The following is a 22,347-nucleotide window of genomic DNA, read 5'->3' as shown; positions in this document are numbered from 1 at the left end:
GCAATACGTAATTAGTTATGGCCGACCGTTCGTCCGCCACCGCTCAAGCCCGCGGATCACGCGGGCTCTGGCGACATAAAAAATTATTCGTGGGTGTCTTGTGTCGTTTCTGTCGGAAAAGTCGCACGCCACAACTCGAAACCACCGTCCAGGCTGTAGACGTCACTGAAGCCCTGGCTGACCAGATAGGCGGCTGCGCTCTGGCTGGAGTTGCCGTGGTAGCAGACCACCACGGTCGGCGCGTCGAGGTCGGCGCCGCGGATGAAGTCGGCGATGGAATGGTTGTCCAGATGCCGGGAGCCGCTGATGTGCAGCGCGGCAAAGGTGGCAGGGTCACGGACATCGACGACCACCGCGCCTTGCTCGCGCAAGGCCTGGGCCTGTTCCGGGGGGATGCGTTTGAATTCGGTCATGGGGAACTCCTGTGGCCCGATCCGGCGCTGGTCATGGGGCCGCGCCGGCTGGCTGTGATGCGGTGGTCGGAAGGTGGGTTGTGGCGTGGCCCTGATCGTCGCAATCGCAACGCAGTTGTTCGCCGGTGTCGACATTCATCAGGGTCATTGCGCCGCCCCATACGCACCCTGTATCGAGCGCGTAGACGCCGGGTTCGTCGCATTGGCCTTCCAGCGCCGCCCAGTGACCGAAGATTATCTTCAGGTTCCGGGTCTTGCGCGTCTTGTGCTTGAACCAGGGCGCGTAGCCGGGAGGCGCCGTCTCGATGCCTTCCTTGCCCTTGAGGTCGAGCTTGCCTTCGGCGGTGCAGAACCGCATGCGGGTGAAGTAGTTGGTGATGACCCGCAGGCGGGCCGCTCCGGTGAGATCGTTGTCCCACTTGACCGGCTCGTTGCCGTACATGCCGTCGAGGTAGGGGCCGAACAGGTTGTCGTCGCGCAACGCTTGCTCGACTTCGGCGGCGCACTTGAGCGCCTTGCGCAGGGACCACTGGGGCGCAAGCCCGGCATGGACCAACGCCAGGTTGCGCTGCTCGTCATAGTGCATGAGCTTTTGCAGGCGCAGCCACTCCAGCAATTCGACGCAATCGGGCGCTGCGAGTATTTCGTCCAGGGTGTCGGATTTTTTCAGCCGCTCGATGTTCTGCCAGGCCGCCAGCAAGTGCAGGTCGTGGTTGCCGAGCACGCACACCAGCGACTGGCGGATGCTGTAGAGAAAGCGCAGTGTTTCGAGCGATTGCGGGCCGCGGTTGACCAGGTCACCCACCAGCCACAGCGTGTCTTTCTGGGGGTCGAACGCAACCCGTTCCAGCAGGCACTTGAGCGGGTCGAGGCAACCTTGCAGGTCACCCACCGCATAAGTGGCCATCAGTGCAGGGCTCCGGGCACCGCCAGGCGAAAGGGCTTGATGATGGCATCGAAGCGCTGGCCGTCTTCGGCGAGCATCTGGTAGGTGCCTTGCATGGTGCCGACGCGAGTCGTCATCACGGTGCCGCTGCTGTAGTTGTGGCTCTTGCCGGCGTCGATCAGCGGTTGCTGGCCGACCACGCCCTCGCCACGGACTTCCTCGACATGGCCGTCGCCGTCGGTGATGACCCAGTGCCGCGACAGCAGCCTGGCCGGTAGCGAACCGTTATTGCGCACGGTGATGGTGTAGGCGAAGGCAAAACGGTTGTGCTCGGGTTGCGATTGTTCTGCCAGGAAGCGGGTGGTGACGCTGACGTCGACCTGATAACGAGGATCGGACATGCAAGAGGCCTTAAAAACGAAGCGGGACGCGGGCGTGACTGAGGGGATCAGTCTAGGCCAAGTATCGGGTAGTAGGCCAGAGCGACGTCCCACCCGATAGCGCTCATCGTCCGTTAGCTGGCATCGGCTTTGGAGGCGACCTGTTCGCTGAGCTTGTCGGCAAGGCGCACGAAAGCCGCCAGGTCCAACTGCTCGGGCCGCAGGCTGCCGTCGACACCGGCGGCTTCGATCTCGGCGCTGCTGAGCAACAGTTTCAAGGTGTTGCGCAGGGTTTTGCGGCGCTGGTTGAACGCTTCGCGCACCACCCGCTCAAGCAGGCGATGGTCCTTGGCCGGGTGCGGCAGGACTGCGTGCGGGACCAGGCGGACAATGGCCGAATCGACTTTCGGCGGCGGGTTGAATGCCCCAGGGCCGACGTTGAACAGGTGTTCGACCCGGCAATGGTACTGGACCATGATCGACAGGCGACCCCAATCGCCACCGCCAGGCCCTGCGGCCAGGCGCTCGACCACTTCTTTCTGCAGCATGAAGTGCATGTCGCGGATCAGGCCGGCGTTGCTCAGCAGGTGGAAGATCAGCGGTGTGGAGATGTTGTATGGCAGGTTACCCACCACCCGCAGGCTGTTCGGCGCGGCGTTCAGGCTGTTGAAGTCGAACTTCAGCGCGTCGCCCTGGTGCAGGCTGAAATTGCTCTTGCCGGCGAACTGCTGGTTGAGGATCGGCACCAGGTCCTTGTCCAGTTCCACCACGTCGAGTTGCGCGCCGCTGCCCAGCAGGCCTTCGGTCAGGGCGCCCTGGCCCGGGCCGATTTCCAGCATGCGATCGTCGGGCTTGGCATTGATGGAGCGCAGGATGCGATCGATCACGCCGGCGTCGTGCAGGAAGTTCTGGCCGAAGCGCTTGCGCGCGCGGTGTTGGTATTGCTCGGTCATAAATGGGTCTCGGCCATCTGGTAGGCGGTTTCCAGCGCGACTTGCAGGCTGCCGGTGTCGATCTTGCCGCTGCCGGCCAGGTCCAGGGCGGTGCCGTGGTCCACGGAGGTGCGGATGATCGGCAAGCCCAGGGTCACGTTGACCGCAGCGCCGAAGCCTTTGTACTTCAGCACCGGCAGGCCCTGGTCGTGGTACATCGCCAGCACTGCGTCGCAGTGCTCCAGATATTTGGGGGTAAACAGAGTGTCGGCCGGCAGCGGGCCATGCAGATTCATGCCCTCGCTGCGCAGGCGTTCCAATGTGGGTTCTATGATGTCGATTTCTTCACGACCCAGGTGTCCGCCTTCGCCGGCGTGGGGGTTGAGCCCGCAGACGAGGATGCGTGGCCGGGCGATGCCGAATTTTTCCTGCAGGTCAGCGTGCAGGATGCGTGTGACCCGCTCCAGGCGTTCGGCGGTGATTGCGTCGGCGATATCCCGCAGGGGCAGGTGAGTGGTCACCAGGGCCACGCGCAGGCCGCGGGTCGCGAGCATCATCACCACTTGCGCGGTGTGGGTCAGGTCCGCCAGAAATTCGGTATGGCCGGAAAAGGCGATGCCTGATTCGTTGATCACGCCCTTGTGCACCGGGGCCGTGATCATGCCGGCGAAATCCCCGTCCAGGCAGCCTTGGCCGGCGCGGGTCAGGGTTTGCAGGACGAAGGCGGCGTTGGCTTTTTCCAACTGGCCGGTGATGACCGGGGCACCCAGCGGCGTGTCCCAGACATACAGGCTGTTGGCGGGCGCCGGGACGTCCGGCCAGGCCTGCGGCGTCACCGACAACAGGTCGACGACCACCCCCAGTTGCGCGGCCCGCTCAAGGAGCAGGTCGCGGCTGGTGATGGCAATCAGGGGGTGTGGCTGGGGCTGCGAGGCGAGCAGCAGGCACAGGTCGGGACCGATGCCGGCAGGCTCGCCGGGGGTCAGCGCGAAACGCTTGGGTTTCACTGCGCTGCCTGGTCTGCACCAGGGAGTTTGATCTCGACATAGGCTTCGTCGCGAATCTGACGCAGCCAGGTTTGCAGCTCTTCGTCGTATTTGCGGTTGCGCAGCACAGTCATTGCCTGCTGTTCACGGGCCTGGGTGGTGCTGTCGGTGGCGCGGCGGCCAAGGACTTCCAGAACGTGCCAGCCATAGGGGCTCTTGAACGGCTTGGACAGTTGGCCTTGCGGCGTTTCGGCCATGACCTGGCGGAACTCGGGCACCAGGGCATTCGGATCGACCCAGTTGAGGTCGCCGCCATTGAGGGCCGAACCCGGGTCTTCCGAGAAGCTCTTGGCCAGCTCGGCGAAGTCTTCGCCCGCTTCGATGCGGTCGTAGAGTTTTTCCGCCAGACGCTTGGTCTCGGCTTCGCTGCGAATCTCGCTTGGCTTGATCAGGATGTGGCGGACATGCACTTCGTCACGAACCTGGGTGCCGCCACCGCGTTTTTCCAACACCTTGAGGATGATGAAACCGCCGGGCGTACGTGCTGGCTGGGTGATATCGCCGACGGCCATGGCACTCAGCTCACGGTCGAACGGTGGTGGCAGTTGAGCAGGCTTGCGCCAGCCCATGTCGCCGCCTTCCAGGGCGTTTTCGCTGCCGGAGCGGGCGACGGCCATCTGGCCGAAGTCAGCGCCTTGCTTGAGTTGCTGGTAAACGTCCATGGCCTGGCGGTAAGCACTCTGAATGGCTTCGGAGTTGGCGCTTTCCGGGGTCGGGATCAGGATGTTGGCCAGGTGCAGTTCTTCGGAAAGCTGCATCTTGCCCAGGTCGGAGGCGAGGAAGTTCTTCACTTCCTGCTCGGACACCTGGATGCGCTCGGCCACGCGGCGCTGGCGCACGCGGCTGATGATCATCTCGCGACGGATCTGGTCGCGGGCGTCCTCGTAGGAGAGACCGTCACGGGCCAGGGCGGCGCGGAATTGCTCCAGGCTCATGTTGTTGCGCTGGGCAATGGTGCCGACGGCCTGGTTCAGCTCTTCATCGGTGATGCGGATGCCGGAGCGTTCGCCGATCTGCAGTTGCAGGTTCTCGACGATCAGGCGTTCCAGCACTTGTTGGTCCAACACGCCCGGAGGCGGCAGGCCGCCACCGCGCTTGGCGATGGTTTGCTGTACTTCATGGACGCGTTGGTCCAGTTGGCTCTGCATGACCACGTCGTTGTCGACGATGGCCACCACTTTGTCGATGGATTGAACCGCGGCGTTGGCCGCGGTACCCAGGAACAGTGCGCCCAGCATCAGCGGGCGCAGACAATCAGAAAGCTTGGTCTTCACGTTCACGATAACCTTGGATGCCTTTGTCGAGGAAGCTCTCTACCTTGGCGCCGGTGAGGCCGCCGAGTCCCTTCAGAACAATTTGGAGGAAGACGCCGTGGTCGCCTTTTTCGTTTTCAGGGGCAGCTTGACTGAATTCTTCATAGTCGACCCAGTAACGGTTGATCAGGCGCAGTTTCCAGCAGCAGTTGTCGTATTCGAAACCACCAAAGGCTTCCAGGGTACGATTGCGGTTGTAGTCATACTGCCAACGGCTGATCGCGTTCCACTGCGGCACGATCGGCCAGATGACCGAGAAGTCGTGCTGCTTGATCTTGTAGTAGTCCTTCACGTAGCCAGGCTGGCCCGGCGTGCCGTAGTCGCCGCCGCCCACGGACCACTGACCGGTGTTCTGGTCGTAGCGGATCTGGTCGTTACGATAACGGTAACCGGCGTTGATGACCTTGTTCGGGTTGTCTTCCGGCTGGTAGTGGAACATCGCACTGCCCGAGCGAGGGCTGTGGGTGTCCGGGTCCCAGTTGTAGTCGGCCGTGGTGCGCCAGTCGCGGTTCCAGCGGTATTCGTATTCCAGGGCGTAAGGCGAAACGCTGGAATGAGCATCTTCACGCGTCCTGAAGTCGATGCCCGGCAGCTGGACCTCGCGATCCTTGAAGTAGAAGGCCTGGCCGACGCTGATGCGTTGACGCTCGAAGCCGTCTTCCTGGATCCAGCGGTTGGTCACGCCCAGGGACAACTTGTTCTCGTCGCCGACACGGTCGGAGCCGGTGAAGCGGTTGTCCCGGAACAGCGACGAGTAGTTGAAGGTGCTTTCGCTGGTGTCGAAGACTGGAATGTCGCTTTGATCCTTCTCCGGCACATAGAGGTAGAACAGACGCGGTTCCAGGGTCTGGCGGTAGTTCTTGCCGAACCACTGGGTATCGCGGTCGAAGTACAGGCCGCTGTCGATGCTGGCGATTGGCACGGCACGGCTTTGGTTGCGGCTATAGGTGCCGTTCAGACGGTCGCCTTCGGCAGTTTGCGCGGCGATATCCGCTTTGCCGCGATTGTCCAGGTCCAGGTCATACTGGGTGTATTGGTACTTGAGCGATGGCTTGATGTACCCGTAGCTTGCGTTCATTGGCAGGCTGATGACAGGGGCCAGGTTCATCCGATCGCCGTTGGCGCGGGCCAATCCTCGGACGTTTGTGTCCAGGAATGGATCGGTGGTGCCGTCCTCGTTCGTGTAGTCCCCAGTCCGCAAGTCACGATCAAAGCGCACGAATTCCGTGTTGTAAGCGAAATCCAAGCCGCCCGGATGCTGCGGCAGTGCACCATTGAAGGTGATCTGCGGCAGGCGATCGTACGGTGTGATGTTCGAGATCGTGGCCATCTGATAGGCCTGGACATTCAAACGTGCCGTATACGTGTCACCCCGGTAGCTGACAGCGCCCTGCTGGTTCACGTAGTCCCGGGACTCGACACCGATCTGGTCGCTCTGCAAATCCTGGAAGTAGTAGGGGTCGCTGAGTTTGGTGTAGTCGACTTCAGTCGCTATGCGCGAATCCAGACCACCCTTGTGCTGCCAGTTGTACATGTAGCGGGTCTTGCTGTAGTCGGTCTGCTTGCTGCGATCGTCGTCTTCGTCGTTGAGGTAGGCGGCACCGAACTGACCTTCGCTGGACTTGGTCAGGTAGCGGAATTCGCCTTCCATCAACAGGCCGCGCTTGCTCATGTAGCGCGGGTACAACGTGGCGTCGTAGTTCGGCGCCAGGTTGAAGTAGTACGGGGTGACCAGCAGGAAGCCGGTGTCGCTGCCGCTGCCGATGGTCGGCGGCAGGAAGCCGGACTGGCGACGGTCGTCGATCGGGAAGTAGATGTACGGCGTGTACAGGACCGGGAAGTCCTTGACCCGCAGGGTCACGTTGGTCGCGGTACCGAAGCCGGTGGCCGGGTTCAGGGTGATGTTGTTGCCCTTGAGCGTCCAGGCGTTGCTGTTCGGTTCACATGTGGTGTACGTGCCGTCCTTAAGGCGGATGATCGCGTTCTCGGCGCGCTTGGCGTACAGGGCGTTACCGCGGATGCGTGACTTGTGCATCACGTATTCGGCGTTGTCGACCTTGGCTTCGCCGGTGTCCAACTGCACATCGGCGTGGTCGCCGACGATCAGTGCACCGTTGTCGCGAACACGCACATTGCCGCTCAGCTCGCCACGGTTCTCGGCCTGGTACAGGCTGGCCTCGTCGGCCTCGACCTGCATGCTGCCCTGGCGCATGACCACGTCACCGGCCAGGGTCGCCACTTGCTGTTCCTGCTCATAGCGGGAGGCCTTGGCGCCGAGGAAGGTCGGGGCGTCGCTCTTGGCGGTCTTGTCGTTCATGCCAGGGCGAGACGGTTCGATATAGGCGCCGGAGCAATAAGGGCCGGTTTCAGCCAATTGCGCCGGGGTGAGGTTCTCCCGTGGAACCCAATCCAGATGGCTGTAGTCTTCACTGCGCGACTTCAGGCCGCGGCCCTTGGCTTCAGTGACAAGCATCGGTTTCTCACCGGCCTGTTCGACCGAGCCGCTTTCGGCCGGCGCATCGCTGCTGGAAGAAACGGCGCTGCCGTCATGCACGGGACGCGGCGGTAAGGCCGCGGCCGGTGTCTTCGGTGCACAGTCCCAGGCACCCGAAGCGGAGACGGAGCAGTCATACTGCTGCGCCGCGACGACGAATGAAGAGGCCAGGGGTTGCAGGGCCAGCAGACTGCCGGTGACCAGCAACGGAAATTTTTTACGAAACGCGGGGGATTTCAATGCCATCTTATTAGTCCGGGCTTCCTGCGTGCCATCTGCCCGCGGTGTGGGCCGCACGCCTCTCGATGGTCTGAAAAAGATGCTGGATAATAAAGCATGACCCGCTTGACGGCTAGCGCCGTCGGAGACCCTTGCAATGCCCGACCAAGATGTACGCCTGCAACACCTTAAAGTGTGGCTCGATGAACAACTGCCGATCCTTTTTGCCCGCGAGGGCTGGGGCGCCGTACCCCCGGCCACATTGACCGCGGCCAGCAGCGACGCGAGTTTCCGGCGTTATTTCCGCTGGGAAGGCGAGGGCCGCAGCCTGATCGTGATGGACGCGCCACCGCCCCAGGAAAACTGCAAACCGTTCGTGGATATCGCGTTTTTGCTGGCGAAATCCGGCATCAACGTGCCAAAAATTTATGCCGAAGACCTCGAACGTGGCTTTCTTTTGCTCAATGACCTGGGCAATCAGACCTACCTGGATGTGATCAACGGCGAAAATGCCGACGATTTATTCCGCGATGCCCTGCAGGCTTTGTTGGCTTTCCAGCAACTGCCCATGGTGGCGCCCCTGCCGAGCTACGACGTCGCCTTGCTGCGTCGCGAGCTGGAGCTGTTCCCGAGTGGTACGTCAAGCGTGAGCTGGGCATCGAGTTCGATGGCGCCCAGCAGCAGCTCTGGCAGCAAGCCAGCGACCTGCTGATCGACAGCGCACTGGCCCAGCCAAAGGTGCTGGTGCATCGCGACTACATGCCACGCAACCTGATGCTCAGTACGCCGAATCCCGGTGTGCTGGACTTCCAGGATGCGGTCTACGGCCCCGTCACCTACGACGTGACCTGCCTGTTCAAGGATGCCTTCCTCAGTTGGCCCGAGGCACGCGTGCGCGGTTGGCTGCAGGACTACTGGCAGCAGGCCGGTGCCCTGGGCATCCCGGTTCAGCCGCAGCTCGAGGATTTCCTGCGGGCCAGCGACCTGATGGGCGTGCAGCGTCATCTCAAGGTGATCGGGATCTTCGCGCGCATCTGCCACCGTGACGGCAAGCCCCGTTACCTGGGCGATGTGCCGCGCTTCTTCGCTTATATAGAAGCCGTCGTTGCCCGGCGTCCCGAGCTGGCTCCCCTGGCCGAGTTGCTCGGCAGCCTGCGTCCATCGGCTGGAGCCACGGCATGAAGGCGATGATCCTGGCGGCGGGCAAGGGCGAGCGCATGCGCCCCCTGACGCTCACCACCCCCAAGCCGCTGATTCGCGCGGGCGGCGTGCCCTTGATCGAATACCACCTGCGGGCCCTGGCGAAGGCCGGGTTCACCGACATCGTGATCAATCACGCCTGGCTCGGCCAGCAGATCGAGGATCACCTGGGAGACGGTGCTCGCTTTGGCCTGAGCATCCGTTACTCGCCTGAAGGTGAACCGCTGGAGACCGGCGGCGGTATCTTGCGTGCGATGCCGTTGTTGGGCGAGGACGCGTTTGTGGTGGTCAATGGTGATGTCTGGACCGACTACGATTTCAGCGCCTTGCGCAAGCCGCTCGAAGGGCTGGCGCACCTGGTGCTGGTGGACAACCCGGCGCATCACCCGGAAGGCGATTTCATTCTGATCGATGGAAAGGTTCAGGATGAGGGCGCCGCTGCCGACAAACTGACCTACAGCGGCATCGCGGTCCTGCATCCGGCACTGTTCGACGGTTGCACGGCGGGCGCATTCAGGCTGGCACCCCTGCTGCGCAAGGCCATGGCCGAGGGGCGCGTCAGTGGGGAGCGCCTGCAAGGGCATTGGGTCGATGTCGGTACTCACGAACGTTTGGCGCAGGTCGAAACCTTGATAGAAGCGAGCGGTTGATATGTGGTGGCCAGGGACTCTGATTGGAGCCGGGGCGGGCTTTGCCATAGCCAGCATTCCGGGGGCCATGCTCGGCGCGTTGCTGGGGCAGGCGCTGGACCGGCGCCTGAACCTGCACGACTGGGCGCAGGTGCGCGAGCGGTTGGGCGGACGTCCGGCGCTGCGCAACGATGAGCTGTTGTTTGTCTTGCTGGGCCGGTTGGCCAAAAGCGATGGACGCGTGGTCGATGGCCATATCCAGCAGGCTCGCCAGGAGATGCGCTCGCTGGATTTGAGTGAGCCGGCGCAGCGCCGGGCCATCGCGGCATTCAACCGTGGCAAGTCGCAAAACGTCCCGTTGCGCGGCTACCTGCGGCGCCTGGCTGTCCAGCCTCATGCGGCCGAGGGTGTGTTGCGCGCGTGCTGGCGGATGGTCTGGGCGGACGGTCGCGCGGGTGAAAGCGAGCGTGAACTGATTGACCGTTGGGGCAAGTGGCTAGGTTGGACGCCGCAGCAGGTCAAGGCGCTGGCGGCGGATTACGAGCCGCAGAAACTGTCGCTGCCCACAAGCGGCGTGACGTATCAGGAGGCGCTGCGCCTGCTGGGGGTTTCGGCCACCAGCGAACCGTCGCAGATCAAACGGGCCTACCGACGCCTGCTCAGTCGCCACCACCCGGACAAGATCGCCGGCAGCGGGGCCACGCCGTTGCAGGTGCGTGAAGCGACCGAGAAGACCCGGGAGCTGCACAACGCTTATCGGCTGATCCGAGAACGACGGGATTTTCGCTAGTTCCGCAGGATCGGTGACGGCCCCATGACGAGGGCGCTCGCTCCCTCGTCATGGACTAAAGGCTTCTATTGCCCCGCATTTTGCGGATTCAACCAACCGCGTACCCGACGAAACAGCTGCTCCTGGTCTGCCGAGAAATTGGGCAGCGCCTTGAGGGCCACCTGGCTGAAGGTCGAGTCTTTCAAGCGCTTGCTCGCCTGCAGACGCTCCAGCGCCGCGTTGCGGTCCAGCGGCTTATCCATGTAGAAGAGGTCGGCGGTCGCCAGTTTCAAGGTCGGTGTCAGTTCGGCCAGGCCAGGCTTGGCGGCGACTGGCGCCTGGGCGGCCACCATCACGAAGCGCTCGACTTGCGGCGGCTGCCGTTCATTCAGGTAACGCGCCGCCCAATAGGCCCCCGTGCCATGGCCCAGCAGCACGATGTGGCGTGCACTCTGCTGTTCGGCGAAGGCCAGGGCGGCATCGATGCGGGCGAAGATACGCTCGGCATCGGCCTTGGCGTGCTCTTCACCGGTTTCGGCGACGGCCGGATCCGCCGCGTCGGCTTCGCCCCCGGCCACTTGTTCGATCGGTGCCGCCGTGGTGGCATCCGGTGCTGCGGCGGCGGTATCCGCCGGTTTGATGTCCGGGGGCGTTTGCACCACGCGTGGAGCGATCACGTCGCTTTGCAGGTCGGGCAGGGTGATACTCAGGCTGCTCCAGGCTATATCGGGCAGTTTCTTGCGCAACGGGCCGATGACTTGCGGCCAGTCAGCCGTTTCTCCAGCGCCGGGGACCAAGATGACCGCGCCCTTCGGGTCGCTGCTGTTGGCCGGTTTCCAGAGGGCCAGGAAGGTGTCGCTGCCGGCTTGCAGTTGCTGCTGTTCCTGGGACGGTACCTTTCGTTCCAGGGCGCTGGCTTCTTCCTGACTACGCTCGAGCAGGGGTTGGCGCTCGGCGGGCTTCTCGGCCGGTTGCTCCGCAGCGGCGGGGGCCGGTTCGCTGGCCTGTGCAGAAAAGGACCCCGGCAGGATCAGCGACAGGCACAATGCTGGCAAGGCCAGGCGGTAAACAGAGGGCATCGGATATTCCATGACCAGAAGTAGTTCCGGCAGCCTAATGGGTTGGTCAGTATTTGTCAGTGCATGAGACTTCGATGATGCGTTTTTGCTGCCTGTGGGTTATCGGCTGTTTATGGCTTCCCTTGATGGCGTGGGCCGCGCCCGCGCCGCCCACGCACGGGGTCGCGCTCAACGCGCAGCAGCGCCAATGGCTGGCGCAACATCCGCAACTGCGGGTCGGCCTGGTGTTGCAGGCGCCCTATGCGCAATACGACCGGCGCCTGCAACGCTTGTCCGGCACCAACGTCGAGCTGATGCAGTGGCTGGGCAAGGCGTTGAACGTGGAACTCACCTGGCGCAACTTCCAGGACACCGCACAGCTGGAGGCGGCGCTGCGCGACGGCGAGGTGGATGTCGCGCCTGGCCTCACCCAGTCCCCGAGCGGGCTTCGGCTCTGGCAGTTTTCCGATCCTTACATGCGTGTGCCGCAACTGATCGTCGGTGAACAGAAAGGCGCCGAGGGCGTGGAGCTGGAAAAGCTCGACGCTCAGGTTCGCGTGGCGGTGCGCATGCCCAGTGCCACCGCGGATTACTTGCGCAGCACCTACCCGATGTTGAATCTTCAAGGCGTGCCGGTGGAGCGCGAGGCCCTGCAATTGTTGCTCAGCCAACAGGCCCGCTACGCCGTGGTCGACGAGGCGCAGTTGGGCCGGCTGATGGTGGAGCCGGAATTCGCCGGGTTGGTGGTGGTCGGCGACATCGGCTTGCCGCAGTTGCTGCGCGTGGCCACGCGCCGGGACTGGCCGGAACTGGCCGAGATCATCGACAGCGGCTTGCAGGCGATTCCGGCCAAGGAGCTGGAGCAACTGCACAGTCGCTGGCTCAAACCCAAGTACCCGCGCCTGACCGAGACGCCGGGCTTCTGGCAGAACCTCACCCTGCTGATGCTGGCCTTGTCATTGAGCTGCATCGCCATCGTCTTCTGGCAGCGCCGCCAGCAACGGGCGTTGGAGCGGCGACTGCGGGCCGCGCGCGAGGACATCGCCCAGAGAGCGGCCAGCGAGGAGGCCTTGCGCCTGACGCAGTTTTCCATTGACCAGAGCACGGTCGGCATCCTCTGGGTCAATTGGGACAGCCACGTGCGCTATGCCAACCGCGCCGCCGAAACCATGCTCGGCTATGCCCCCGGCGCCATCATCGACCGCCCCTTGATCGACTTCGAGCCGGGCCTGCACATGGATCGCTGGCTGAACCTGTGGAAGCGCGCCCGTGCCAGCGAGGACGGGCCGCAGAGTTTCGAGACCGAATGCGTGCGCGCCGACGGCAGTATCCTGCCGGCCGACGTGTCGTTGAGCTTTTTGCGCTTTCGCGACGCCGAATACCTGGTGGTCTACCTCAACGACGTGACCGAGCGTCGACGCGCGCTGGCGGCCTTGCGTGAAAGCGAGGCGCGCTTGCAAGGCATCGCCGCCAATGTACCGGGCCTGGTGTTTCGCCTGGAACGGGCGCCGGGCAGCGGCCAGATCGATTTTGCCTACATCAGCGAGGGCAGCGAGAGCCTGGTGGGGTATTCCCCCGCGACCCTTGCCCGCAGTGACACCGGGCTGCGCAGCCTGGTGCATCCGCAGGACAAGGCCAGTTACCACCGCACCCAGGACCAGGCGCTGGACAGCGACAGCGACTGGTCGTGGCAGGGCCGCATCCTGACCCGCGAAGGCCAGGAGCGCTGGGCCGAGATCAAGGCGATCACCCGGCGGCTGGAAGATGGCGCCTACGTCTGGGACGGCATTGTCTGGGACATCACCGACAGCAAACGCATCGAGTTGGAGCTGGCCAGCTCCCGGGAGCAGTTGCGCGAGTTGTCGGCGCACCTGGAAAGCGTGCGGGAAGAGGAAAAGGCCCGCATCGCCCGGGAAGTCCATGACGAGTTAGGCCAGATGTTGACGGTGTTGAAGCTGGAAACTTCCATGTGTGAACTGGCCTACGCGCAACTGGACCCAGGCCTTCAGGAACGACTCAACAGCATGAAGCGCCTGATCGCCCAGTTGTTCCAGCTGGTGCGGGACGTGGCGACGGCGTTGCGTCCGCCGATCCTCGACGCGGGCATCGCCTCGGCCATCGAATGGCAGGCCCGGCGCTTCGAGGCCCGTACGCAGATTCCGTGCCTGGTGCAGGTGCCGGACAATCTGCCGCCCCTGAGCGATGCCAAGGCCATTGGCCTGTTCCGGATTCTCCAGGAGGCGCTGACCAACGTGATGCGCCATGCCCAGGCGCATACCGTGGAACTGACGCTGGTGCGCGAGGGCGATGAATTGTGTCTGACCGTCAGCGACGACGGTGTAGGATTCATCGCAGCGGCAGGTCGGCCGACATCCTTTGGCCTGGTCGGCATGCGTGAACGGGTGCTGATCATGGGCGGGCGGTTGTCCCTGGAAAGCCACCCGGGGGAGGGGACTACACTGGCGGTATGGGTGCCGTTGGAGGAAAGCTGAAAGACTTGGGTGACTGGGCTGGTGCCTTCGCGAGCGGACTCGCTCCCACCGGGCGTCTCGATCAAGGCGGGGGCGAGCCGGCTCGCGAAAGATTCTGAACAGGAGAAAAACGTGATCCGTGTACTGGTAGCCGAAGACCACACCATCGTCCGTGAAGGCATCAAGCAGTTGATCGGCCTGGCGAAGGACCTGGTGGTGGTGGGTGAGGCGAGCAATGGCGAGCAACTGCTCGATATCCTGCGCCAGGTGCCTTGCGAGGTCGTGCTGCTGGATATTTCCATGCCGGGCGTCAATGGCCTGGAGGCGATCCCGCGGATCCGTGCGCTGAACAATCCACCCGCGATCCTGATGCTGTCGATGCACGACGAGGCGCAAATGGCCGCTCGCGCCCTGAAAGTCGGCGCCGCGGGCTACGCGACCAAGGACAGCGACCCGGCCTTGCTGCTCATGGCGATTCGCAAGGTGGCGGCCGGCGGCCGCTACATAGACCCGGAACTGGCGGACCGGATGGTTTTCGAAGTCGGCCTGACCGACACGCGCCCGTTGCACTCACTGCTGTCGGAGCGCGAATTTTCTGTGTTCGAGCGCCTGGCCCAAGGCGCAAACGTCAATGACATCGCCCAACAACTGGCCCTGAGCAGCAAGACCATCAGCACCCACAAGGCGCGGCTGATGCAGAAACTCAACATCACTTCCCTGGCCGAGCTGGTGAAGTACGCCATGGAACACAAACTCCTCTAATCTTCACCAGATTCCCCTGTGGGAGCGAGCTTGCTCGCGAAAGCGTCAGCCTGCTCGACACGGCTATCGACTGATGCACCGCCTTCGCGAGCAAGCCCGCTCCCACAGGGGTAATGCGTTGGCATATCCATTTGCGACACGCTCCAGCACGGCTGCTCGCCCTTGCTTGCCGCCTGCCGCTCGAAGCTCGTGGCTGCATTTATCCAATCCCGCCATCCGTGTAGGGCAATCCCTACCCCGCACTTCCATCCGTCTGAGGTGATTCTCTCCTGCGCCCCGATTTGCGCGGGGGCGAGGCTCCACTAGGCTTGATTCACAAGCAGTCATCAATACAAAAGGTGCGGGTATGAGCCAGGTCGATTCAAGCGCGGGGGCCAGCGATGTGCTGGTCAGCTTTCGTGGTGTGCAAAAGAGCTACGATGGCGAGAACCTGATCGTCAAGGACCTCAACCTGGACATTCGCAAAGGCGAATTCCTCACCCTGCTCGGGCCGTCCGGCTCGGGCAAGACCACCAGCCTGATGATGCTCGCCGGATTTGAAACCCCGACGGCCGGTGAAATCCAACTGGCCGGACGCGCCATCAACCATGTGCCGCCGCACAAGCGCGACATCGGCATGGTGTTCCAGAACTACGCGCTGTTCCCCCACATGACCGTCGCCGAGAACCTCGCGTTCCCGCTGACCGTGCGTGGCCTGAACAAGAGCGACGTGAGCGACCGGGTCAAGCGCGTGCTGAGCATGGTCCAGCTGGACAGCTTCGCCCAACGCTACCCGGCGCAGCTGTCCGGCGGTCAGCAGCAGCGTGTGGCGTTGGCCCGGGCCCTGGTGTTCGAGCCGCAACTGGTGCTGATGGACGAACCCCTCGGGGCGCTGGACAAGCAACTGCGCGAACACATGCAGATGGAAATCAAGCACCTGCACCAGCGCCTTGGCGTGACCGTGGTCTACGTGACCCACGACCAGGGCGAAGCCTTGACCATGTCCGACCGCGTGGCGGTGTTCCACCAGGGCGAGATCCAGCAGATCGCGCCACCGCGCACGCTTTATGAAGAGCCGAAAAACACCTTCGTTGCCAACTTCATCGGCGAGAACAATCGCCTCAGCGGCCGCCTGCACAGCCAGACCGGCGATCGCTGCCTGGTGGAGTTGGGGCGTGGCGAGAAGGTCGAGGCGCTGGCGGTCAACGTCGGCCAGCCCGGCGAGCCGGTGACCCTGTCGATCCGCCCGGAGCGGGTGAGCCTCAACGGCGCAAGCGAACAATGTGTCAACCGCTTCTCAGGGAGGGTGGCGGAATTCATCTATCTGGGCGACCACGTCCGGGTTCGCCTGGAAGTCTGCGGCAAGAACGACTTCTTCGTGAAACAGCCGATTGCCGAGCTCGATCCCGGGCTCGCCGTCGGGGACGTGGTTCCGCTTGGCTGGCAAGTCGAGCATGTGCGTGCGCTCGATCCCCTTCTAGAGGCGAATTGATCGCCCCCTGCTGTACCAACACCAACCCTGCACGTGGAGAGAACAATAAATGTTGAGATCCCTGAAGTTCACAGCCCTGACCCTGGGCATGATGGGTGCGGCAAGCGCGATGGCGGCGGGCCCGGACCTGACCGTGGTGTCTTTTGGCGGGGCGAACAAGGCGGCGCAGGTCAAGGCCTTCTACGCACCTTGGGAAGCGGCCGGCAACGGCAAGATCGTGGCGGGCGAGTACAACGGCGAAATGGCCAAGGTCAAGGCCATGGTCGACACCAAGAGCGTTTCCTGGGACCTGGTGGAAGTCGAGTCCCCGGAATTGTCCCGCGGTTGCGACGAGGACATGTTCGAGCAACTGGACCCGGCCCTGTTCGGCAAGACCGAAGACTACGTCAAGGGCGCCATCCAGCCGTGCGGCGTCGGCTTCTTCGTGTGGTCGACCGTCCTGGCCTACAACGCCGACAAACTGAAGACCGCGCCGACCAGTTGGGCCGACTTCTGGGACACCAAGCAATTCCCGGGCAAGCGTGGCCTGCGCAAGGGCGCCAAGTACACCCTGGAATTCGCCTTGATGGCCGATGGCGTCGCGCCCAAGGACGTGTACAAGGTGCTGGCCGGCAAGGATGGCCAGGACCGTGCGTTCAAGAAGCTCGACGAACTCAAGCCGAACATCCAGTGGTGGGAAGCGGGCGCCCAGCCGCCGCAGTACCTGGCCTCCGGTGACGTGGTCATGAGCTCGGCCTACAACGGCCGGATCGCCGCGGTACAGAAGGAAAGCAACCTGAAAGTGGTGTGGAACGGCGGCATCTACGACTTCGACGCCTGGGCCATCCCGCGCGGCCTGGACAAAACCCGCGCCGAAGCGGCGAAGAAGTTCATCGCCTTCTCGGTGGCACCGCAACAGCAGAAGACCTACTCGGAAAACATCGCCTACGGCCCTGCCAACACCCAGGCCGTACCGTTGCTGGCCAAGGATGTCCTGAAGGACATGCCGACCACCCCGGAAAACATCGCCAACCAGGTGCAGATCGACGTCAGCTTCTGGGCTGACAACGGCGAGCAACTGGAGCAGCGCTTCAACTCCTGGGCGGCGAAGTAACCCGACAGTCTGAAGCTGGATGAAATCCATGTGGGAGCGAGCTTGCTCGCGATAGCGGTTTGTCAGACACATCAATGTTGAATGTGCCGTAGCCATCGCGAGCAAGCTCGCTCCCACAGGTTCTTGCTCCAATCGGGTGTTTCAAAAGAACAGGGGCGCTCCCCCGCCCCTGTAACGATAAAAAGATTTGCGGAGTTCGCCATGGCCATCGCCGTTCCACTGAACGCGGGCACCAGCCCCAACCTGAAGCAGCGGCTCAAGCGCGCCGAGCGGGTCAACCGCTGGAAGGCCCAGGCCTTGATCGCGCCGCTGGTGCTGTTTCTGCTACTGGTGTTCCTCGTGCCCATCGTGGCGCTGTTGTTCAAAAGCGTCAGCAACCCCGAAGTGGTCGGCGCCATGCCGCGCACCGTGGCTGTGATCTCAACGTGGGACGGACGGGGGTTGCCGGGCGAACCGGTCTACAAGGCCGCCAGTGAAGACCTGGCCGAGGCCCGCAAGAACCAGACCCTGGGCGATCTGTCCAAGCGTCTGAACATGGAGTCGGCCGGCTACCGCAGCCTGTTGACCAAGACGGCCCGCGCGTTGCCGTTTGCCACCGAGCCGGCCTCTTATAAAGAAGCCCTGGAAAACCTCGACGAGCGTTGGGGCGACCCGGCCTACTGGCAGGTGATCCGCCGCAATACCAGTAACGTCACTCCTTATTACCTGCTGGCGGCTGTCGATCACCGTATCGACGACCTCGGCGAACTGGCCCCGGCCACCCCCGACCAGGCGATCTACCTGGACATCTTCGCCCGTACCTTCTGGATGGGCCTGATCATCACCGCGATCTGCCTGGTGCTGGCCTACCCGTTGGCCTACCTGCTGGCGAACCTGCCGTCGCGCCAGAGCAACCTGCTGATGATCCTGGTGCTGCTGCCGTTCTGGACATCGATCCTGGTACGGGTGGCAGCGTGGATCGTGCTGTTGCAATCGGGTGGCTTGATCAACAGCGCCCTGATGGCCATGGGCGTGATCGACAAGCCGCTGGAGCTGGTGTTCAACCGCACGGGTGTCTACATCTCGATGGTCCACATCCTGCTGCCGTTCATGATCCTGCCGATCTACAGCGTGATGAAAGGCATCTCGCCCACCTACATGCGTGCGGCCATTTCCCTGGGCTGCCATCCATTCGCCAGTTTCTGGCGGGTGTACTTCCCGCAGACCTATGCCGGCGTCGGCGCCGGTTGCCTGTTGGTGTTCATCCTCGCCATCGGCTACTACATCACCCCGGCATTGCTGGGCAGCCCGAACGACCAGATGGTCAGCTACTTCGTCGCCTTCTACACCAATACCAGCATCAACTGGGGCATGGCCACGGCACTCGGCGGGCTGCTGTTGCTGGCGACCATCGTGCTTTATCTGATTTACAGCTGGCTGGTGGGCGCCAGTCGCCTGCGCCTGAGCTAAGGGGAGATTGAAAATGGTGAGTCCTTACATGTCCCCCGTGGAACGGGTGTGGTTCTACTGCTTGCGCACGCTCTGCGGGCTGATCCTGTTGTTCCTGATCCTGCCGGTGCTGGTGATCGTTCCGCTGTCGTTCAACTCCGGCAGCTTCCTGGTGTACCCGCTGCAGGGCTTTTCGCTGCAGTGGTACCACGACTTCTTCGCCTCCGCTGAATGGATGCGCGCGCTGAAGAACAGCATCATCGTCGCCCCGGCGGCGACGTTGCTGGCGATGGTCTTCGGTACGCTGGCGGCCATCGGCCTGACCCGCGGCGACTTTCCGGGCAAGGCGCTGGTGATGGCCCTGGTGATTTCGCCCATGGTGGTGCCGGTGGTGATCATCGGGGTCGCCAGCTACCTGTTTTTCGCGCCGCTGGGGATGGGCAACAGCTTCATCTCGCTGATTGTGGTGCACGCGGTGCTGGGCGTACCGTTCGTCATCATCACCGTGTCGGCGACCTTGCAGGGGTTCAACCACAACCTGGTGCGGGCGGCCGCCAGCCTCGGCGCTTCGCCGCTGACTGCATTTCGTCGGGTGACCTTGCCGTTGATCGCCCCGGGCGTCATCTCCGGGGCGCTGTTCGCCTTCGCGACGTCGTTCGATGAAGTGGTGGTGACCCTGTTCCTCGCCGGACCCGAACAGGCCACGCTGCCTCGGCAGATGTTCAGCGGCATCCGTGAAAACCTCAGCCCGACCATCGCTGCGGCGGCGACGCTGTTGATCGCGTTCTCGGTGATCCTGCTGCTGACGCTGGAGTGGCTGCGCGGGCGCAGCGAGAAGTTGCGCACGGCCCAGGCCTGAAGGCTGCGTTGTCCAAATGTGGGAGCGAGCTTGCTCGCGATAGCGGTAGAGCATTCAACATTGATGCTGAATGTCAGTGCGCTATCGCGAGCAAGCTCGCTCCCACAGGGTTTCTCATTGCATTCATCAGCTGAATGGCAGAACAACCCCCGATACCGAGCTATCCTTGTGCCAGCCCATACTCGAACAAGAGGCCGCGCACATGAGTCTTTCCTCATTCAAGATCGCCCACAAACTGATCACCGGTGCCGCTGCCATCGAGCAACTGGCGGCCGAGTTGACGCGCCTGGACGTCGACAACCCGCTGATCGTGACCGATGCCGTGCTGGTCAAGTCCGGCACCGTGGAGCTGGCCCTGCAACATCTGGGTGGGCGTGACTACGAGATTTTCGACCGGGTCATGCCGGACCCGGAAATCGCCATCGTCGAAGATTGCATGCAGGCCTACCGTGACGGCGGCCATGACGGCCTGATCGGGCTGGGCGGTGGCAGTGCCATCGACATTGCCAAGTGCGTCGGCGTCTACGCCGGCTATCACGGTGAGTTGCAGGACATGTTCGGCGTCGACCAGGTGCCGCGCAAAGGCCCGCCGATGATCGCCATCCCCACCACTGCCGGAACGGGCTCGGAAGTCACCAACGTGGCGATCCTTTCCGACAAGGCGGCGCAACTGAAAAAAGGCATCGTCAGCGACTACCTGTTGCCGGACGTGGCGCTGGTTAGCCCGCAGATGACCCTGACGTGCCCGCGCAGCGTGACCGCGTCCAGTGGCGTCGATGCGCTGGTGCATGCCGTCGAGGCCTACCTGTCGCTCAATGCTTCGCCGATCACCGATGCCCTGGCCATCGGCGCGGTCAAGCTGATCACCCGCGCGTTGCCCAAGGCCTACGCCAACCCGGCCCACCTGCAAGCCCGCGAAGACATGGCCACCGCCAGCCTGATGGCCGGCATGGCCTTTGGCAACGCCGGGGTCGGGGCCGTGCATGCGCTGGCGTACCCGTTGGGCGGGCGTTTCCACATCTCCCATGGGGTGGCCAATGCGCTGTTGCTGCCCTACGTGATGGCCTGGAACAAAATGGCCTGTGTCGAGCGCATGCGCGACATCGCCGAGGCCATGGGCATCAAGACTGCTCACCTGAGCGATCTCGAGGCGGCCGATGAAGCTGTCGAGGCCATGGTTGCGTTGTGTGTCGCGGTAGAGATCCCTCGGGGCATGAGCGGCCTGGGCGTGACCGAAGATGTGATTCCGGCCATGGCCGTGGAAGCCGCCGGGATCGAGCGGCTGATGCGCAACAACCCGCGCAAGCTGAGTGCGGCGGATATCGAGAAGATCTACCGCGCGGCGTATTGATCGACTGTCACGGTGGGCGCGCCAAATCTTGCGGTATACAATGCGCGCCATCGTGATTTCGCTCAAAACAGGTGCGTCATGCAGCCCTTCGCTATTGCTCCGTCGATTCTCTCCGCCGACTTCGCCCGCCTGGGCGAGGAAGTGGACAACGTTCTGGCCGCCGGGGCCGACATCGTGCACTTCGATGTCATGGACAATCACTACGTGCCCAACCTGACCATCGGTCCGATGGTCTGCGCGGCGCTGCGCAAGTACGGCGTCACCGCGCCGATCGACGCACACCTGATGGTCAGCCCGGTAGACCGCATCGTCGGCGACTTCATCGAAGCCGGCGCGACCTACATCACCTTTCACCCCGAAGCCACCCAGCACATTGACCGTTCCCTGCAGTTGATCCGCGAGGGCGGTTGCAAGTCCGGCCTGGTGTTCAACCCGGCCACGCCCCTGGACGTGCTCAAGTACGTGATGGACAAGGTCGACATGGTCTTGCTCATGAGCGTCAACCCCGGCTTCGGTGGGCAGAAGTTCATTCCCGGCACCCTCGACAAACTGCGTGAAGCCCGTGCGCTGATCGATGCCTCGGGCCGTGACATCCGCCTGGAAATCGACGGTGGCGTGAATGTGAACAACATCCGCGAAATCGCCATGGCCGGCGCCGACACCTTTGTCGCCGGCTCGGCGATCTTCAATGCCCCGGACTACAAGGACGTCATCGACAAGATGCGCGCCGAACTGGCCCTGGCACGCCCATGAGCGGTTTCGAGCAGCTGTTCCCCGGCAGCTTGCCGCGTCTGGTGATGTTCGACCTCGATGGCACCCTGGTCGATTCGGTCCCGGACCTCGCGGCGGCCGTGGACAGCATGTTGCTCAAGCTCGGGCGTCCGCCGGCTGGCCTCGATGCGGTCCGGCATTGGGTCGGCAACGGCGCGCCGATGCTGGTGCGCCGGGCTTTGGCCAATGACATCGCAGCCGAGGGCGTGGATGACGCACTGGTCGAGCAGGCGCTGGAACTGTTCAATGAAGCCTATGAGGGCGATCATTCGCTGACGGTGGTCTACCCCGGCGTGCGCTCCACCCTCAAGTGGTTGCAAAAGCAGGGCGTGGAAATGGCGCTGATCACCAACAAGCCGGAGCGCTTCGTCGCGCCGTTGCTGGACCAGATGAAAATCGGCCGCTATTTCCGCTGGATCATCGGTGGCGACACCTTGCCGCAGAAGAAGCCTGATCCGGCGGCGCTGTTCTTCGTCATGAAAATGGCCAACATCCCGGCGTCCCAATCGCTGTTCGTCGGTGACTCGCGCAGCGATGTGCTGGCGGCGAAAGCGGCGGGGGTCAAGTGCGTGGCGCTCAGTTATGGCTACAACCATGGCCGGCCCATCGCCGAAGAGTTTCCCGCGTTGGTGATCGACGATTTGCGCCTGCTAATTCCCGGTTGCCTGGACCCTGCCGCTGAGATAACGTTGCCCGACGCTGTTCAATCCTCTTCTGGAAACGCCATCGTGGTGGTCACTCGCAAACTCTGGATGAAAGTCATCAAGGCCCTGGCCCGCTGGCGTTGGCGCGCCTGACGTGA

20 protein-coding genes and 1 pseudogene are annotated in these 22,347 nt (G+C 63.2%); 13 read left to right on the top strand and 8 right to left on the bottom strand.

What is annotated here, in order from left to right:
- Nucleotides 1–83 precede the first annotated feature (83 nt).
- The 7 genes from glpE to KI241_RS24720 all read right to left on the bottom strand — a co-directional run bounded on the left by glpE (nucleotide 84) and on the right by KI241_RS24720 (nucleotide 7,710).
- The gene (glpE, locus tag KI241_RS24750) at nucleotides 84–413 is read right to left on the bottom strand and encodes a thiosulfate sulfurtransferase GlpE (protein ID WP_042730371.1); all 330 of its coding nucleotides are present in this window, start codon (nucleotides 411–413) and stop codon (nucleotides 84–86) included.
- Between the two features lie 31 nt (nucleotides 414–444).
- The gene (locus tag KI241_RS24745; protein WP_047735946.1) at nucleotides 445–1,320 is read right to left on the bottom strand and encodes a symmetrical bis(5'-nucleosyl)-tetraphosphatase; all 876 of its coding nucleotides are present in this window, start codon (nucleotides 1,318–1,320) and stop codon (nucleotides 445–447) included.
- The gene (gene apaG / locus KI241_RS24740; RefSeq protein ID WP_042730369.1) at nucleotides 1,320–1,700 is read right to left on the bottom strand and encodes a Co2+/Mg2+ efflux protein ApaG; all 381 of its coding nucleotides are present in this window, start codon (nucleotides 1,698–1,700) and stop codon (nucleotides 1,320–1,322) included. The genes KI241_RS24745 and apaG overlap by 1 nt, the downstream gene beginning before the upstream one ends.
- A 113-nt stretch (nucleotides 1,701–1,813) precedes the next feature.
- Nucleotides 1,814–2,632, bottom strand: a complete 819-nt coding sequence (rsmA, locus tag KI241_RS24735) for a 16S rRNA (adenine(1518)-N(6)/adenine(1519)-N(6))-dimethyltransferase RsmA (protein ID WP_047735947.1) — start codon at nucleotides 2,630–2,632, stop codon at nucleotides 1,814–1,816.
- Nucleotides 2,629–3,618 (bottom strand): 4-hydroxythreonine-4-phosphate dehydrogenase PdxA, encoded by a 990-nt coding sequence (pdxA, locus tag KI241_RS24730; protein WP_212803085.1) that lies wholly within the window; start codon nucleotides 3,616–3,618, stop codon nucleotides 2,629–2,631. The genes rsmA and pdxA overlap by 4 nt, the downstream gene beginning before the upstream one ends.
- Complete coding sequence (gene surA, locus KI241_RS24725) at nucleotides 3,615–4,931, bottom strand: peptidylprolyl isomerase SurA (protein ID WP_148049567.1); 1,317 nt, start codon at nucleotides 4,929–4,931, stop codon at nucleotides 3,615–3,617. The genes pdxA and surA overlap by 4 nt, the downstream gene beginning before the upstream one ends.
- A complete protein-coding gene (locus KI241_RS24720; protein ID WP_042730366.1) occupies nucleotides 4,912–7,710 on the bottom strand; it encodes an LPS-assembly protein LptD in 2,799 nt (932 codons plus the stop codon). The genes surA and KI241_RS24720 overlap by 20 nt, the downstream gene beginning before the upstream one ends.
- A 130-nt stretch (nucleotides 7,711–7,840) precedes the next feature.
- Here KI241_RS24720 and KI241_RS28060 point away from each other — a divergent pair.
- From KI241_RS28060 to KI241_RS24705, 4 genes and pseudogenes are all read left to right on the top strand, one after another.
- Nucleotides 7,841–8,218, top strand: a pseudogene (locus KI241_RS28060) (phosphotransferase); the annotation flags it as partial.
- A complete protein-coding gene (locus KI241_RS28055; RefSeq protein WP_348532648.1) occupies nucleotides 8,206–8,865 on the top strand; it encodes a phosphotransferase in 660 nt (219 codons plus the stop codon). The pseudogene KI241_RS28060 and the gene KI241_RS28055, both read left to right, overlap by 13 nt.
- Nucleotides 8,862–9,533, top strand: a complete 672-nt coding sequence (murU, locus tag KI241_RS24710) for an N-acetylmuramate alpha-1-phosphate uridylyltransferase MurU (protein ID WP_123579678.1) — start codon at nucleotides 8,862–8,864, stop codon at nucleotides 9,531–9,533. Before KI241_RS28055 ends, murU begins: the two co-directional genes overlap by 4 nt.
- A gap of 1 nt (nucleotide 9,534) precedes the next feature.
- Nucleotides 9,535–10,302 carry a TerB family tellurite resistance protein gene (locus KI241_RS24705; RefSeq protein WP_042730363.1) on the top strand — a complete coding sequence of 256 codons (768 nt, stop codon included), beginning with the start codon at nucleotides 9,535–9,537 and terminating at the stop codon, nucleotides 10,300–10,302.
- A 65-nt stretch (nucleotides 10,303–10,367) separates the two neighbouring features.
- On the opposite strand, the gene KI241_RS24700 is transcribed toward KI241_RS24705, so the two are convergent.
- Nucleotides 10,368–11,360 carry an alpha/beta hydrolase family protein gene (locus KI241_RS24700; protein ID WP_212803084.1) on the bottom strand — a complete coding sequence of 331 codons (993 nt, stop codon included), beginning with the start codon at nucleotides 11,358–11,360 and terminating at the stop codon, nucleotides 10,368–10,370.
- A 74-nt stretch (nucleotides 11,361–11,434) separates the two neighbouring features.
- Between KI241_RS24700 and KI241_RS24695 the strand changes: the two genes are divergently transcribed.
- The 9 genes from KI241_RS24695 to KI241_RS24655 all read left to right on the top strand — a co-directional run bounded on the left by KI241_RS24695 (nucleotide 11,435) and on the right by KI241_RS24655 (nucleotide 22,342).
- A complete protein-coding gene (locus tag KI241_RS24695) occupies nucleotides 11,435–13,831 on the top strand; it encodes a sensor histidine kinase (RefSeq protein WP_123579676.1) in 2,397 nt (798 codons plus the stop codon).
- Nucleotides 13,832–13,942: 111 nt separating this feature from the next.
- On the top strand, nucleotides 13,943–14,572 hold the full coding sequence (locus KI241_RS24690; protein ID WP_042730721.1) for a response regulator transcription factor: 630 nt from the start codon (nucleotides 13,943–13,945) through the stop codon (nucleotides 14,570–14,572).
- A 346-nt stretch (nucleotides 14,573–14,918) separates the two neighbouring features.
- Nucleotides 14,919–16,043: an ABC transporter ATP-binding protein gene (locus KI241_RS24685; RefSeq protein ID WP_042730718.1), complete on the top strand. Its 1,125-nt coding sequence runs from the start codon at nucleotides 14,919–14,921 to the stop codon at nucleotides 16,041–16,043.
- A gap of 49 nt (nucleotides 16,044–16,092) precedes the next feature.
- A complete protein-coding gene (locus KI241_RS24680) occupies nucleotides 16,093–17,136 on the top strand; it encodes an ABC transporter substrate-binding protein (RefSeq protein ID WP_042730717.1) in 1,044 nt (347 codons plus the stop codon).
- A gap of 201 nt (nucleotides 17,137–17,337) precedes the next feature.
- Nucleotides 17,338–18,585 carry an ABC transporter permease gene (locus KI241_RS24675; protein ID WP_042730716.1) on the top strand — a complete coding sequence of 416 codons (1,248 nt, stop codon included), beginning with the start codon at nucleotides 17,338–17,340 and terminating at the stop codon, nucleotides 18,583–18,585.
- Nucleotides 18,586–18,598: 13 nt separating this feature from the next.
- Nucleotides 18,599–19,423, top strand: coding sequence for an ABC transporter permease (locus tag KI241_RS24670; RefSeq protein ID WP_042730715.1), 825 nt, complete (start codon nucleotides 18,599–18,601; stop codon nucleotides 19,421–19,423).
- Between the two features lie 202 nt (nucleotides 19,424–19,625).
- Complete coding sequence (locus KI241_RS24665; RefSeq protein WP_042730714.1) at nucleotides 19,626–20,774, top strand: iron-containing alcohol dehydrogenase; 1,149 nt, start codon at nucleotides 19,626–19,628, stop codon at nucleotides 20,772–20,774.
- A 78-nt stretch (nucleotides 20,775–20,852) separates the two neighbouring features.
- The gene (gene rpe, locus KI241_RS24660) at nucleotides 20,853–21,527 is read left to right on the top strand and encodes a ribulose-phosphate 3-epimerase (RefSeq protein WP_042730713.1); all 675 of its coding nucleotides are present in this window, start codon (nucleotides 20,853–20,855) and stop codon (nucleotides 21,525–21,527) included.
- A complete protein-coding gene (locus tag KI241_RS24655) occupies nucleotides 21,524–22,342 on the top strand; it encodes a phosphoglycolate phosphatase (RefSeq protein ID WP_042730712.1) in 819 nt (272 codons plus the stop codon). The genes rpe and KI241_RS24655 overlap by 4 nt, the downstream gene beginning before the upstream one ends.
- Nucleotides 22,343–22,347: the final 5 nt, after the last annotated feature.

The sequence above is a fragment of the Pseudomonas sp. Cab53 genome (assembly GCF_018325965.1).
GTDB classification, from domain to species: domain Bacteria; phylum Pseudomonadota; class Gammaproteobacteria; order Pseudomonadales; family Pseudomonadaceae; genus Aquipseudomonas; species Aquipseudomonas chlororaphis_E.
This window is presented reverse-complemented; position numbering and strand designations above follow the sequence as displayed.